At 68.8% G+C, this 14563-nt stretch carries 11 protein-coding genes; 4 read left to right on the top strand and 7 right to left on the bottom strand.

The features are described from left to right. Window positions 1–33 precede the first annotated feature (33 nt). Window positions 34–1941, bottom strand: a complete 1908-nt coding sequence (locus ACFE6Z_RS06370; RefSeq protein WP_375384865.1) for a chorismate-binding protein — start codon at window positions 1939–1941, stop codon at window positions 34–36. Between the two features lie 193 nt (window positions 1942–2134). On the opposite strand from ACFE6Z_RS06370, the gene ispG reads away from it, so the two are divergent. After that, complete coding sequence (gene ispG / locus ACFE6Z_RS06375) at window positions 2135–3286, top strand: flavodoxin-dependent (E)-4-hydroxy-3-methylbut-2-enyl-diphosphate synthase (RefSeq protein WP_375384866.1); 1152 nt, start codon at window positions 2135–2137, stop codon at window positions 3284–3286. On the opposite strand, the gene ACFE6Z_RS06380 is transcribed toward ispG, so the two are convergent. Together ACFE6Z_RS06380 and ACFE6Z_RS06385 are read right to left on the bottom strand one after the other, a co-directional pair. Beyond that, window positions 3276–4757 (bottom strand): RNB domain-containing ribonuclease, encoded by a 1482-nt coding sequence (locus ACFE6Z_RS06380; protein ID WP_375384867.1) that lies wholly within the window; start codon window positions 4755–4757, stop codon window positions 3276–3278. The genes ispG and ACFE6Z_RS06380 overlap by 11 nt on opposite strands. A 42-nt stretch (window positions 4758–4799) precedes the next feature. Continuing rightward, window positions 4800–5450, bottom strand: coding sequence for a GntR family transcriptional regulator (locus ACFE6Z_RS06385; RefSeq protein ID WP_375384868.1), 651 nt, complete (start codon window positions 5448–5450; stop codon window positions 4800–4802). 113 nt (window positions 5451–5563) lie between these two features. Between ACFE6Z_RS06385 and ACFE6Z_RS06390 the strand changes: the two genes are divergently transcribed. The 3 genes from ACFE6Z_RS06390 (at window position 5564) to ACFE6Z_RS06400 (ending at window position 8948) form a co-directional block, all read left to right on the top strand. After that, window positions 5564–6571: a 1-aminocyclopropane-1-carboxylate deaminase gene (locus ACFE6Z_RS06390; protein WP_375384869.1), complete on the top strand. Its 1008-nt coding sequence runs from the start codon at window positions 5564–5566 to the stop codon at window positions 6569–6571. A gap of 63 nt (window positions 6572–6634) precedes the next feature. Beyond that, complete coding sequence (locus ACFE6Z_RS06395) at window positions 6635–7099, top strand: SRPBCC family protein (RefSeq protein WP_375384870.1); 465 nt, start codon at window positions 6635–6637, stop codon at window positions 7097–7099. 91 nt (window positions 7100–7190) lie between these two features. Continuing rightward, complete coding sequence (locus ACFE6Z_RS06400) at window positions 7191–8948, top strand: proline--tRNA ligase (RefSeq protein WP_375384871.1); 1758 nt, start codon at window positions 7191–7193, stop codon at window positions 8946–8948. Between the two features lie 44 nt (window positions 8949–8992). On the opposite strand, the gene ACFE6Z_RS06405 is transcribed toward ACFE6Z_RS06400, so the two are convergent. From ACFE6Z_RS06405 to ACFE6Z_RS06420, 4 genes are all read right to left on the bottom strand, one after another. Then, window positions 8993–9496 carry a pyridoxamine 5'-phosphate oxidase family protein gene (locus tag ACFE6Z_RS06405; protein ID WP_375384872.1) on the bottom strand — a complete coding sequence of 168 codons (504 nt, stop codon included), beginning with the start codon at window positions 9494–9496 and terminating at the stop codon, window positions 8993–8995. A 144-nt stretch (window positions 9497–9640) separates the two neighbouring features. After that, the gene (locus ACFE6Z_RS06410) at window positions 9641–11122 is read right to left on the bottom strand and encodes a hypothetical protein (RefSeq protein ID WP_375384873.1); all 1482 of its coding nucleotides are present in this window, start codon (window positions 11120–11122) and stop codon (window positions 9641–9643) included. Between the two features lie 78 nt (window positions 11123–11200). After that, complete coding sequence (locus ACFE6Z_RS06415; RefSeq protein WP_375384874.1) at window positions 11201–11797, bottom strand: hypothetical protein; 597 nt, start codon at window positions 11795–11797, stop codon at window positions 11201–11203. Window positions 11798–11904: 107 nt separating this feature from the next. Then, complete coding sequence (locus ACFE6Z_RS06420) at window positions 11905–14430, bottom strand: LamG-like jellyroll fold domain-containing protein (RefSeq protein WP_375384875.1); 2526 nt, start codon at window positions 14428–14430, stop codon at window positions 11905–11907. Between the last annotated feature and the right edge of the window lie 133 nt (window positions 14431–14563).

Genomic DNA, 14563 nt, shown 5'->3' on the forward strand with positions numbered 1-14563 from the left:
CGGGAACCGAGGGTGCATTGCGGGAATCGAGGGTCAGGCGTCGACCGGAGTCAGGGCGTGCGTGACGAGACGCTCGAGGGTGGTCATGCCATCGCGCGACAGGATCGACTCGAGGTGGCCCTGCACCGATGCGAACCCTGGGCCACGCAGGGCGTAGACGTCTCCGGACTCATCGGCCGCGACCTCCGCGACGCCGACCCGCGTCGTCCCCGCCGGGACCCGCGCGGTGAACGTGTTGTAGAACCCGATCGAGGCGGGCACATCGAACACGTCCACCGTGCGCTGCAGCCCCTGGTGGGGCGCGGCGAGGGGAGCGAGCTCGATGCCCAGCGAGTCGGCGAGGATCTGATGGCTCAGGCACACCGCGAGCAGGGGCCGGCCTGCCTCGCGGCGCTGCGACACGATCTGGCGCATCCGTCGCATCCGAGCGCTGCCGACCTCGCGAGGGTCGCCGGGGCCGGGGCCGCACACGACCAGTTCGGCGTCATCGATCTGCTCGTCGGCCACCTCGTTCCACGGCACGATCGCGACCTTCAGACCGAGGTGGCGCAGCTGATGCGCGAGCATCGTCGTGAAGCGGTCTTCGGCGTCGACCACGATGGCGCTGCGGCCCTCGAGCGGGCCGCCGGCCTCGGCATCCTGCGGATTCAGCCAGAACGCCGCCAGCCGCGCGTTGCGCGACTCGAGCAGGGCGGCGATCGCCGGATCGTCGGCGAGGCGACCCGAGGGTGCCGGCGCGTCGGGATCGGCCGCCGACGAGGCAGCACCTGCGGCATCGCGCGCGACCGCACCGATCGCGCCGAGCACACCGGCGGCCTTGCCGTGCGTCTCGCCGACCTCGCCGTACGGATCTGAGTGGCGCACGAGCGTGGCGCCCACCGGCACGCGCAGCCGGCCGTCCTGAAGGTAGGCCGTACGGATCAGGATGGGGGCGTCGAGGTCGTGCGTGGGACCATCCGAGCCGGCGGCGGGGGTGAACAGCGCCGCCACCCCGGAGTAGTAGCCGCGCGGGGTTTTCTCATGGCGCGCGATCACGGTGCAGGCGTTCTGCATGGGCGACCCGGTCACGGTCGGCGCGAACATCGTCTCGCGGAGGATGTCGCGCGGGTCGAGCCGGCTGCGCCCGCGCAGCACATACTCGGTGTGGGTCAGGCGCGACATCTCTTTCAGACGCGGCCCGGTGATGCGGCCGCCGTCGGAGCAGACGGCGCTCATCATCTTGAGCTCTTCGTCGACGACCATGAACAGCTCTTCGGTCTCCTTCGTCGACTCGAGGAACTCGGTGAGCGTCTCGACGGTTGCGCCCCCCGCGGGATGGCGGAAAGTGCCCGAGATCGGGTTCATGCTCACGACGCCCCCGCGCGCACTGACGTGCGCCTCGGGGCTCGCGCCGACCGCGACGTGGCCAGGCGTCACGACCGCGAACGTCCAGTAGGCACCGCGTTCGTGCTCGAGCAGAGCCCGGAACCAGGTCAGCGCCGTGACGCGCTCGTCGGCGTCGACCGCCGCCACGAAGTCGCGCCGGATGACGAAATTCGCCCCCTCGCCGCGGCCGATCTCGTCGGCGATGACGCGACGCACGATGTCGGCGTACTCGTCGTCCTCGATGTCGAAGGCGGCATCCCGCAGGGCGATCGGCGCGCTCGGCAGCTGCGCGAACGCCTCGCTGCGGCTGATCGCCTCGTGCCGGTCGACGACGAGGCACCGCAGCGGCGCGCCGTCGTCGTGGCAGACGAAGCCGCGCTCGCGCACCTGCCGATACGGCACGAGCGCGAACACCTCGCGGCGTTCACCCGCAGCATCCGTCAGCGGGATGTCGGCGAGCAGGTCGACGTCCACCACCTCGCCCGTGAGGATCTCGACGGTGTCGTGATCGCGGGCGATGAGGGCGAACGGCGCGTCGCCGGAGGCGAGTTCGCGGAGGGAGAGCGGGGCGGTCATCGTCGGTCTTTCGTCGTGGGGCGGTCGCCCACAAGCGAAGAAGACCGCCCGGAAGCGGTCTGTTGCGTACGAACACACACCGCGTTATGCGCAGTGCCACCAGGTGCGGTTCGCGGACATGGGGCCGAACCTACCACACGCCTCGTCCGGTTCGCCCGCCTCCTCGCTCGTCCGGCGGCGTAGGCTGGATGCTGTGCCAGCAGTGAATCTCGGGATGCCCAAGGTTGCCGAAGTCCTCGCCCCCCGACGCAAGTCCCGGCAGATCCGTGTGGGCAAGGTGCTGGTCGGCGGCGACGCTCCGGTGAGCGTGCAGTCGATGTGCACCACCCCCACGACCAACATCAACGCCACGCTTCAGCAGATCGCGGAGCTGACCGCATCCGGCTGCGAGATCGTCCGTGTCGCGGTGCCGTCGCAGGACGACGCCGATGTGCTGCACATCATCGCCAAGAAGAGCCAGATCCCGGTGATCGCCGACATCCACTTCCAGCCGAAGTACGTCTTCCAGGCGATCGACGCCGGCTGTGCGGCCGTGCGGGTCAACCCGGGGAACATCCGCAAGTTCGACGATCAAGTCGGCGCGATCGCGCGGGCTGCGAAGGATGCCGGTGTGTCGCTGCGGATCGGTGTGAACGCCGGATCGCTGGACCCCCGTCTGCTGCAGAAGTACGGCAAGGCGACGCCCGAGGCTCTCGCCGAGAGCGCGCGGTGGGAGGCCAGCCTCTTCGAGGAGCACGACTTCCACGATTTCAAGATCTCGGTCAAGCACAACGATCCCGTCATCATGGTGAAGGCCTACCGCCTGCTCGCCGAGATGGGCGACTGGCCGCTGCACCTCGGCGTGACCGAGGCCGGCCCCGCCTTCCAGGGCACGATCAAGAGCGCCACGGCGTTCGGCATCCTGCTCTCGGAGGGCATCGGCGACACGATCCGCGTGTCGCTGTCTGCGCCCCCGGCCGAAGAGGTCAAGGTCGGGCTGCAGATCCTGCAGTCGCTGAACCTGCGCGAGCGCAAGCTCGAGATCGTCTCGTGCCCGTCGTGCGGACGCGCGCAAGTGGACGTCTACTCGCTGGCCGACAACGTCACCGAGGGACTCAAGGACGTCACGGTGCCCCTGCGCGTGGCCGTCATGGGCTGTGTCGTGAACGGCCCGGGAGAGGCGCGCGAGGCCGATCTCGGCGTCGCGTCCGGCAACGGCAAGGGGCAGATCTTCGTGAAGGGCCAGGTCGTGAAGACCGTGCCCGAGTCCGAGATCGTCGCGACCCTCATCGAAGAGGCGCGTCGCATCGCCGACGAGATGGGTCCGGACGCCGCCATCGGCACGGCCCAGGTCGTCACGGCCTGACGCGAGTCGCTCCTTCGGAAAGCGCGGGCTCTTCGGCGGGCTCGAGCGTCACGGTGCCCGCGGCGATGTCGGCTGAGACGAGCCGCAGCCGCACGGTCGACCCCGCGGGTGCATCCAGTCCCGCGACCTTCGCCGAGACGGGCGGGTCGGTGAGTTCTACCCGTGCGGCGCCTGCGCGGTGTGCGATGACGACGCCGTCGAAGACCTCCCCCTCGTGGCCGGTCATGAGAGCGGCCTCGACGCGGTCGATGGTCCCTGCATCCAACCGGCCTGCCCGTGCGTCGCTGCGGCCCATGATGCGGGGCAGCTGAGCCAGGCTCTCGCGCGCCCACGCCGGAACAGGATGCTCGTTCGCAAGCGCCTCGCAGATCACGAGCGACCAGCGGTCGACGAGCCGGCGCAGCGGCGCCGTCGTGTGCGCGTAGGGTGCGGCGATCGCGCTCTGCACCGGATCGGCCGGCGATTCGCCGTCGAACGCGACGTAGCCGGCGCCGCGGAACAGGCTCGCAGCGGCCTCGAGGATCGCGAGCGTCGCCGGCGCGCCGCGATCAAGGCCCCGCAGGTAGTCGCCGTAGGACGTGTCGGCGCGCCAGGGGTCGCCGAGGGCGACCGTCTGCGCGCGGAACGCGACGACATCGTCGCGTGCGGCCACCGGCATGGTGCGCAGGATGCCGATCCCGCCCCGCAGCATGATCTCTGCGGCGGCCATGCCGGTCAGGAGTGAGACCTGCGAGTTCCAGTCCTCCACGGGCGACGATGCCTCGCGCTCGAGCCGATACCGGCCGGCAGCCTCGACGACGCGCGTCTCGGCGAGGTTCAGGCTCGCGCCGCCGCGCTCCGACTCGCGCTCGGCGCGGAGTGGGCCGAACCACGCGAGCCCCATGAGGGTGGGTGGCGCGGTGCCGGTGTCGACGGCAACCTGTGCGTCGACGTACGTCCACTGAGCGCGTGACCGGATCACCGCGCGGCGGATCGTCGTCTTCACCGGCCGGGCGCCGTCGTCGAGCACGAACCGCCACACGTACGCCCGGCGGTCGCGGCCGGGCAGGAGCGAGGCGGCGTCCTCGCTGATCGCGACCGGATGCAGGGGGATGCGGCCGTCGGCCGCGTACAGGGTCTGGCCGCGGACGCGTGCCTCGGCGTCGAGTCCGCCGCCCGGCCGGACGAAGGCGGGAACATCCGCGATCGCGTAATGCAGCACGGCACCGGTCGCGGTGCGCTCGAGGTGCATCGCCTGATCGAGATCGGTGGAACCGGCAGGGTCGATCGTCAGGAACTCGATGTCGCGCAGATCGTCGAGTCCGCTTACTGCGGGATCGACGCTCACCGTGCGCGCGGCCGCCTGCGCCTCTGTCTCGGCCTCCGGCGGGAAGTCGCCCGGAAGCTCGAGCTGTCGGCGGAGATCGGCCAGTGCGGCATCCAGCGCACCGTCGGTGTCCGCACGGACGATGCGGGGGCGGCGAGCAGGCACCCGCTCAGTGTAAGCAGGCGGCGTGCGGCGGGATGCGACCGATCAGTCGACGAGGTAGCTGAGCGAGAGCCAGTTCTCACGGCTCAGCGTGGCAGCCGATTCCGCGTCACCGGCGCGCGCGGCCGAGATGATCGCCGCGTGCTGTGCGACCGAGTCGCGCGCGCCGAACGACGCGAATCGCAGACGCTCGACGCGGCGGAGCAGCGGAGTAGTGATCTCGAGGACCTCGGCGACCATGGGGTTTCGGCCGGCACGCACGAACACGTCGTGGAACCGATCGTCTTCGCGGAGGGCCGCTTCGGTATCGCCGTCGGCGACGGCGCGCTCGAGCGCGCCGTTCGCGTGCGCCAGCTCGGCGAGGTCGCTGTCCGACAGCCGCGGGACGGCCAGGCGCGCGGCGAGCTCGTGCATGGATGCCGCGACCTGCTGTGCGCTGACGGTCGACGCGGCATCGAACGGCGCGACCGTCGTCGAGCGGCCCGGCCGGGAAACGACGAGCCCCGCCCGCTCGAGCCGGAGGAGCGCCTCGCGGATCGGCGTGCGGCTCACTCCGAGCCAGGATTCGATCTCGGCGTCGCGCAGGCGCTCGCCGGGAGCGAGGGTGCCGTCCACGATCGCGTCGCGCAGCGAGACGTAGACGTTGTCGCGCAGCAGCTCGCGGTGGGGGACGCGCGCAGCGGACGGGATGGGCATCGTGCTCCTCGAGGTTCTGCACCCAGACTATCCGTCATCCGTTTTCCGCATGCAATATCCGAAATATCACGATACGATTTCGCCGACGAGACCGCTCAATGAAAAGGACGAACATGGCCATCACCGACTTCGAGCGCTACCCCCTCACGTTCGGCCCGAGCCCGATCCAGCACCTGCCCCGGCTCACGCAGCACCTCGGCGGGGGGCAGGTGTGGGCCAAGCGCGAAGACGTCAACAGCGGTCTCGCCTTCGGCGGCAACAAGATGCGCAAGCTCGAATACCTCGTGCCGGATGCTCTGGCTCAGGGTGCCGACACGCTCGTGTCGATCGGCGGCTACCAGTCCAACCACACGCGCCAGGTGGCAGCCGTCGCCGCGAAGCTGGGTCTGAAGGCGCGCCTCGTGCAGGAGAACTGGGTCGACTGGCCGGATCCGCTGAGCGACCGCGTGGGCAACATCCAGCTCTCGCGGATCATGGGCGCGAAGGTCACCCTCGATTCGGCCGGTTTCGACATCGGCATCCGCTCCAGCTGGCAGCAGGCGATCGATGAGGTGATCGCGGAGGGCGGCAAGCCCTACCCGATCCCCGCGGGCGCGTCCGAGCACCCGCTCGGGGGGCTGGGCTTCGCGAACTGGGCGTACGAGGTGGCGGAGCAGGAGCGAGAGCTCGGGGTCTTCTTCGACACGATCATCGTGTGCACCGTGACCGGATCCACCCACGCGGGGATGATCGCCGGCTTCGCCGGCCAGGACCGCCCGCGCCGCGTGATCGGCATCGACGCGTCGGCGACGATCGAGAAGACCCGCGACCAGGTCGAGCGCATCGCCCGGCACACCGCCGAGCTGATCGGGCTCGGACGCGACCTGCGTGACGACGAGATCACGATCCTCGAGGGGTGGGCGGGCGATCTCTACGGCATCCCGGTCGAGAGCACGCTCGACGCGATCCGTCTCGGCGGCTCGCTCGAGGCGATGATCACCGACCCCGTCTACGAGGGCAAGTCGCTGGCGGGCCTCATCGATCTGGTGCGCTCGCGCGATATTCCGGCCACCAGCAACGTGCTGTACGCGCACCTCGGCGGCCAGCTCGCCCTGAACGCCTACAGCGGCCTGTTCCGCTGAACGCGACCAGGCCGAGCGGCCGGGACGGGGCGCCGATGCGCCGCGACTCTAGACTGAGTCCTCATGCCGAGCCGCACTCTGAGCAACGAGTTCACCCTTGCCGTGCCCGCCAGGACCGTGTTCGACCATGTGGCCGATCCGCACAGCTATGTCGGGCTCTCGCCGCTGGTCATCGGTGTCAGCGACGTAGTCGAGAGCCGCGAGGGATTCCGGTTCACGGCGGTGGAACGCGTACCGATCGTCGGAAGCTGGACCCTCGACAATCCGCTGCGCGTGACGCTGCTCGCCGAGCTCGGTGCGGGCGGCGCGTTCGCCCTCCACGGCGAGGTCGACAGTCCCGGCGCCATCCACGTGTGGTACCGGTACGACATCTTTCCGCAGGGCGACGGATGCCGGGTCCTCGATACGGTGACGCTTCGCACTCCGTTCGGCCTCACGCGGTTCGCGGCCTCGCGCACTCGCAACGTGCAGCTCGCCCGTCCGGGAGTGCTCGCCCAACGGCTGGTCGGTACCGGGTCGGGGAGCTGAACGGCGTTATATCACCGGTGGCATTGCGGTATCCCGGGTGCGGCTCGACGTGCGCGGGCGTCGTGGCGCGGCATCCGTAGACTTGACCCTCGTGGTCACCCGTCTCTCGCACTTCTTCCTCCGCACGCTCCGTGAGGACCCGGCCGACGCCGAGGTCGCCTCGCACCGCTGGCTCGTCCGCGCGGGATACATCCGCCGTCAGGCGCCGGGCATCTTCGCGTGGCTGCCGCTCGGCCTGCGCGTGAAGGGCAAGATCGAGACGATCATCCGCGAGGAGATGGCGAACGCCGGCGCGTATGAAGTGCATTTTCCCGCGCTCCTGCCCCGCGAACCCTACGAGGTCACGGGCCGCTGGGAGGAGTACGGCGACGGCATCTTCCGCCTGAAAGACCGCAAGGATGCCGACTACCTGCTGGCCCCGACGCACGAAGAGGTCTTCACGCTGCTCGTGAAAGACCTCTACAACTCGTACAAAGACCTGCCCCTGTCGATCTACCAGATCCAGGACAAGTACCGCGACGAGGCCCGGCCGCGCGCCGGTCTCCTGCGCGGTCGTGAGTTCACGATGAAGGACGCTTACTCGTTCGACTACACGGACGAGGGCCTGAATGCCTCGTACCTGCGTCAGCGCGACGCGTACGAGCGCATCTTCCAGCGCCTCGGTCTCGAGTACGTGATCGTGCAGGCCGATGCCGGCGCCATGGGCGGTTCGCGCTCGGAGGAGTTCCTGCACCCCACACCGATCGGCGAAGACACCTTCGTGCGATCCGACGGCGGCTACGCCGCCAACGTCGAGGCGTTCACGACCGTCGCCCCCGACGCGATCGGGTTCGACGGTCTGCCCGAGCCGGTGATCTTCGACTCGCCCAACACGCCGACCATCCAGACGCTCGTCGATCACTCGAATGCAGTGTTGGAGGGCGCCTACACTGCGGCAGACACGCTCAAGAACGTCGTGCTCGCCCTCACCCACCTCGACGGCACCCGTGAGCTCGTCATCGTGGGCCTGCCCGGCGACCGTGACGTCGATGACAAGCGTGTCGAGGTCGCCTTCGCCCCCGCCGAGGTGGAGCCCGCGACAGCCGAGGACTTCGAACGCCACCCTCTCCTCGTGAAGGGCTATATCGGGCCCTGGTCCGAGACCGGAGCGGTCCTCGGAGAAGAATCGGCCACCGGCATCCGCTACGTCCTGGACCCGCGCGTGGTCGACGGCAGCGCCTGGATCACCGGCGCGAACATCGACCAGAAGCACGTGCACTCGCTCGTCGCCGGGCGCGACTTCACCGCCGACGGGTACGTCGAGGTATCGACCGTGCGCGCGGGGGATCCCGCGCCCGATGGCTCGGGGCCGGTCGAGCTCGCGCGCGGCATGGAGATCGGGCATGTGTTCCAGCTCGGTCGGAAGTATGCCGAGGCGCTCGGGCTCAAGGTGCTCGACGAGAACGGCAAGCTCGTCACCGTCACGATGGGCTCGTACGGCATCGGGGTGACCCGCATCCTCGCGATCATCGCCGAGCTCAACAACGACGAGAAGGGCCTCATCTGGCCCGAGTCGGTCGCGCCGTTCGACGTGCACGTCGTGGCGGCGGGGCGGGATGCTGTCGTCTTCGACGTGGCCGAGACGCTGTCGGCCGACCTCGAGGCGGAGGGGCTCGACGTGCTCTTCGACGATCGCCCCAAAGTCTCGCCGGGCGTGAAATTCGGCGACGCCGAGATCGTCGGGGTGCCGAAGATCGTGATCGTGGGCCGTGCGGCCGCCGACGGGCAGGTCGAGCTCTGGGACCGCCGTACCGGCGACCGCGAGGTCGTGGCCGTCGCCGACGTCGTGGAGCGTCTGCGCGCCCGCTGACCTCGGGAACAGCATCCCTCCGACGCGGGAGATGCTGGCCTACCTCAGCAGCTGATCTTTCCGTGGTTCATGATGTCGTCATCGGGCGTGTCTTTGGTGACGAGCGCCTTGAGCATGCCCGCTGCCATGGCGACCTTGCCCTTGGACGGCTCCCAGAACTCGGTCTCGACGGGCGTCACTTTGAGCAGCGCGATGCCGGGGGTCTGAAGGCCCTCCTCGAACCAGATGTCGAGCGACGGCGAGTAGAGCTCCTTCATCTTGGCCTCGTCGTGCACGACGCTGGCGCGACCCGCGACGGAGACGTAGCGCATGCCTTTCGCGTCGCAGTACGACAGGCCGATGTCGCGATGAGCCTTCGCCTCCTCGACCTTGTCGGTGTCTTCGGAGGTGAAGAACCAGATGTCGCCGTTGTCGTCCATCTGGCGGGTGCTCATCGGACGGCTGACGAGATTTCCCTCGTCGTCCTGGGTGGTGAGCATCGTGAAGTCGATGTCTTCGACGAGCTCCTTCACGCGGGCGAGCGCGTCTGTTCCGGTCAGTTCAGTCATGACTCAAGCGTGTCTGCGCCACTTGGCGTTCGGCAGGGGATTGACAACCCCGCGCGATGTCTTTCGAACTCAGAGCCGGGCGAACCGGGCCCGGAAGAAGCAGAACACGCCGTATGCGATCAGTCCGACGCAGAGCGAGCCGGGTCAGAGCTCGCTGCGCTCCGATGCCCGCCGGTGGTGCAGGACGAAGGCCGCACCGATGCCCAGCAGCACTCCTGCGGCCACGAGATATCCGGGATCGAACCCGCCTCCGGTCGCCGGCAGGGTGCCGTTGTCGGGATTCGATGAGGAAGGCTCCGCGCTCGCCGGCGACGTGACGCTCGGGGCGGGGGAGATCTCCACCTCCATCACTATTGCCGATCCTCTATCCGGCACGGGGTCGGCGGCCTGGGCGGGGGAGGTGTCGGACAGCCCCCAGGCGGCCAGTGCGGTGGTACCAGCGATGACGGCGATCAGTACTCGTGCCGTCGTGCTCGCATCGCGCCGGAGCGAGAGTCGCGTCGGCGCCGCGGCAGCCGCCGCAAGGCTGGGTTCTGCGTCGACCTCGTCGCCCTCCGAATGGCGCGCCTCGGCCCGCGCCTCGGCGCGCGCCACTTCCACGAGGCGTGCGGTCTTGGCCTGTGTGCGGCGGCGCTGCCAGAGGTACCAGGCGAAGAGCCCGCCGGCCAGGGCGAGGGCGACCAGCTGTGGCCACGGCGGCGCGGCGACGACGGCGTGAGCCGACGCGGTCGGGGCCGCACCCGTGTCGAGATCGGCAGTGACGGCGACGGGTGCCGCATCGATCTGCACGTCGTACCAGAGCAATGGTGCCGCCGATGAGACGTGGACGGTTCCACTGCGCGTCTCGCCGGGGGCGATGTCGATGATCTCCTCGCCAGAGCGCTGGGCGGCGGCGATGCCGAAGGGTCCGGCGACGGAGATGACGGGCTGGGTGCACACGCGGGTGTTGCCGGTGTTGGTGAGGTCGTAGGCGATATCGACCTCGCCCGATTCGAAGGGGTTCACCGATCCGGTGTACGACCCCGATATCGCGGTGGACAGCTCTGCGCGAAGCTCGCCCGAGACGCGTGTCATGACGCGGAACCCGACCCTGGATTCCACGCCGACCGTACCCCCGCCGGGGGAGACGATGCTCGCGGCCACACCTGCGGGGTGATCGCCCGGTGTCGCGTCCTGGGGGATCGCGATGGTGAAGGGCACGTTCTGCGAATCACCCGCCGGCACGGTTACCGACGCAGGAAGCGAGATCCAGGTTCCGGCATCCGTCGAGGCACGGTCGGAGGGCAGCATGTTGAATCGGCCCTTGTCCGTGAAGTATCCGTCGGCCGCCGTGAGGCGGAACTCGATCTCCTCGTCTCCGTAGTTGGAGACCACGAGATGCTCCGAGCGCTCGACGCCCGGGTCGCCCGCCCACTCGATCCAAGCGCGTCCGTCGGCGCCGGTCGCGTCGGCGGGGCGCACCGCCCAGGTGACCCTCGCCGCACCACTCTCGGACGGGGATGGCGCGGGGGCGGCGGATGCCGGCACCAGGGGCTGCGCGTACACCGCCGGAGCGGGGGTGATCGATCCGAAGAGAACGGATGCGGCCAGTGCAGCGGCGGCCGCGTAAGACGTGAAGGAATTCATGAAAAGGCCAGACTTCGGGGCGTACGCCGAGACGAGGCGGTGGGGAGCGGGGAGTGCCCGCTCCCCACCGCGGAGAGGCTATTCGAACAACGAGAGCGTCAGAACCGAGGTGTACGAGCCGGGCTCGACATCCGCGGGGACCTTCAGCTTCAGGTCGGCGTTCGCGCTCCAGGTGCCGCCGACGGCTGCGGCAGAGTCGGCGAGGAACAACAGTTCCTGGTCCTTGAGACCGGGGCCGCCGTCGAGAGAACCGTCGACGTCGCCACCGACCGAGACGGCGGGGTCGCCATCACCGATGATCACCGCGGGGGCCCAGCCGAGGTGGTCGGCGCCGATCGAAGAAGCCGAACCCGTCTGGGTGAAGTCGCTCGCGGAGCCCATCAGAGACCATGAGGTCGCGGCCGCGGTGCGGGTGTCGGTCACGGTGACGGTCGGAAGGGTGCCGGTGAACTGGCGCACCAGGTCGGTGGAGCCGTTCTCGGTGAGCGAGGTGGACGTGGTGTCGACCGAGAGCGCGAGCACGCCGGGCTCGGCGATCTCCTGGATGTCGACCTTGACGTCGACTGCGGCGTCGCCCGGGTTCTCATCCGCGGCGACCGCGGCAGTTCCCGCCGAGACGAGAAGGGCTGCCCCGAATGCGATGACGCTGTAGCGCAGCGCGTGTGAGGTGTTCATGTCTGAGTTTCTCCTTTGATGGGTATCTCGCCCCGGGAGGGGGCGGGACGGAAGGGGGTGGTCGCCCGGGGCCCGCGACGATGCGCGGACCCCGGACGGGCTGTGCGTCAGGACGCGGGGTAGGCCGCGGTCTTGGTCATCGTGACGGCAGTGCCGCCGACGATTCCCGTGACGGCGACGGTCGCGGAGCCCGCGCCGATCGTGGCGGCACGTGAGTTGAACGAGACGCTCGCGGACTTACCAGGCTTGACCGCAGTGAACGTCTTGGATCCGTATTCGGTCTGAATGGTGATGTCCACCGGAATGGCCTCGTTGTTGGTCGCAACGACCGAGACGTACTTCTTTCCCGCGAGGGTGCGCGTAGTCGCGGACGAGGGGACGTTGAACTGCTCGACGGCGAACTCGATCGACACCGGCTCGCTTGCGCGGCTGCCCAAAGCCTGCACGAGCGCGAGCTCGTGAGCACCGGCGAGGCCGTCGGTCATCTCGAATTCCCACGTGCCGTCCGCGGCCACAACGGCCTCCGCGTCACCCAGGCCGTTGAGACGGACCTCGGCGCCCGGGAAGCCGGTGCCCGCGAATCGCACCGACGGGGTGCCGGCGGGGAGTGTCCCCTTCGGCGACTCGTCGACCGTGAAGCCGCTCAGGTCAGCGCGTTGAGTCAGCCACTCGTCCGGCGTCGTCGGGCGGTTGATGATGCGCGTCTCGCCGACGCAGCCGTTCCACCCGTTGCGGGCGGCGTTATCCACCCAGTCCGAACCGATGATCCACGGCATGTCGGCCATACCAGCCTGGCCGACGACGTCGTTCGCGTTGCGGAGCACGGGGGCGCCGTCCACGTACATCGTGGTGGTCGCCGTCGCGGGGTCATTCACGACGGCCACGTGCGACCAGGCGCCGACCATGATCTCGCCCGACCAGTTCACTCGGTCGCCCTTGGTGGTGTCGGCGGGAAGGCTGGTGAACTGGAACTCGCGGAGGTTCGAGATGCCCAGGGCCGTCGGCGAGGCGGTCCAGTCCCAGCGAGTCTCCGGCGCACCCATCAGCGAGCGGTTGCCGCTGCGAGTGAGGAATTTCGACCACTGGTTGCTGCTCGCCGACCAGTCCGCGCCCATCTTGACGAAGGTCTCGATGGTGTAGCCATTGGTGAGGTCGGCGTTGTTGACCGCTGCATCGGGCGCTGTCGTGAGGTAGCTGTAGCGCGAGCCCGACGAGTTGGCGAAGCACGCCGCAGCGCCGTCGGACGAGAAGCCATGGACGTTGGTCTTCTCGACGGTGACGTCATCCCACGTCGCGCCGACAGCGTTCGTCTGTGCGGGGTCGACGCGGGTCAGGTCGTTATCTCCCGCGATGTCCTCGACGACGGCGTCGGCGCCCAGGACGCCGTCGTTCTTGTTGAAGCGCCAATGGGCGAGCGTTCCCTCGGCCTCGACGAAGTCGAGCTCGTTGCCCGGCAGTTCCGTCGAGATCGCGTCCGGACCCTCGAAGCCATCCAGAAGGATGTCGCGCGCCGCCTGCGAGAGTGAGGGCTCATCGGCCGTGCCCGCGGTGAACGAGGGATCGAACGAAGCGAATCGCTCCTCGAAGTCCATCGGGATGGTGAATCGGCGGTTGGGCTGGTCCAGAAGCGGCTGGTCGTAGGACGTGAGCGACTCTCGCGGCTTGAAGGTGACCCACGGCGAGCCGGTCTCCATCGAGAGGGTGTTGTTGCTCAGGTCGAACTGGATCAGCCCCAAGTAGCCGTTGCCACCCTCGTACGCCATCTGGTAGTCGATGACGATCTGCGCGACGTCGTGGCCGAAGTCGTTCTTCTTGACCTGACGGCTGTGTCCGTGGAAGTGGCCGTTGAGGGTCAGGAACACCTGGTCGTTGCTCCGGATGAGCTTGTCCCACATCCGCTCGCTGTCGCCGGTCTCGATCGGCGTCACCTGGTCGGGGGCGATGTTGATGAGCGAGTGCGTCGTCAAGATGGTCGGAAGGTTCGGGTTCGCGTCGAGCACGCTCTGGGCCCACGCGAGCGTGGCGTCCGACGAGTTCCAGGTCAAAGCGAGCACCAGGTACTTCTGGCCCTCTGCCTCGAACACGTGGTACTGACTCATCCCGGTCGGGTCGCTCCCGCGGTAGGTCGGCTGTCCGTTGGCACGAGCCGGACCGAACCACCGGTTGAAGGGCTCGGTGGCCGGGTCCAGCGCGGTGTCCAGCACGTTGCTGTTGCTCACGTCGTGGTTGCCCGGAGCGGTGGAGTACGCCAGCGGCGCAGCCTCGAGCGTCTTCATCGCGTTGTCGGCCGCTACCCATTCACGCTCCACTCCGGCGCGATCGACGATGTCGCCGAGCTGCGTGACGAAGGGAATGCGCAGCTCATCCTTGTTCTCGGCCAGCCATTTGGTCTGCACGGCATAGGGGTCGGTGCCGTAGCGGGGCACGAACTGGTCGGATGAGTAGCGCGAGTAGAACTGCGTGTCAGGCAGGACGGCGAGCGTGAAACGCGACGCCAGGTCTTCCGCAGGCGCGGCCGTGGCCGTAGAGGCGGTTCCGGCGGCGAGCAGGCCTGCGGCGAGGCCGACCGTCGTTCCTACGGCAGCGCAACGACGTACAAGACGTCGCATCGGGTGTGATGTGGGGGTGGCCACAGTTCTCCTTCTCGGGATGGGTGAGGAGCCTCGCCGTGTGGGCGAAATGGTGAGGCTCGGGCCATCCGAGATTGGTTTGCCGGGTTAACAAAAGGGTGTCACATTGGGCTTGGAGAGGTAACGCACACGTCAA

It is taken from the genome of uncultured Microbacterium sp. (assembly GCF_964244775.1).
Lineage (GTDB): Bacteria > Actinomycetota > Actinomycetes > Actinomycetales > Microbacteriaceae > Microbacterium.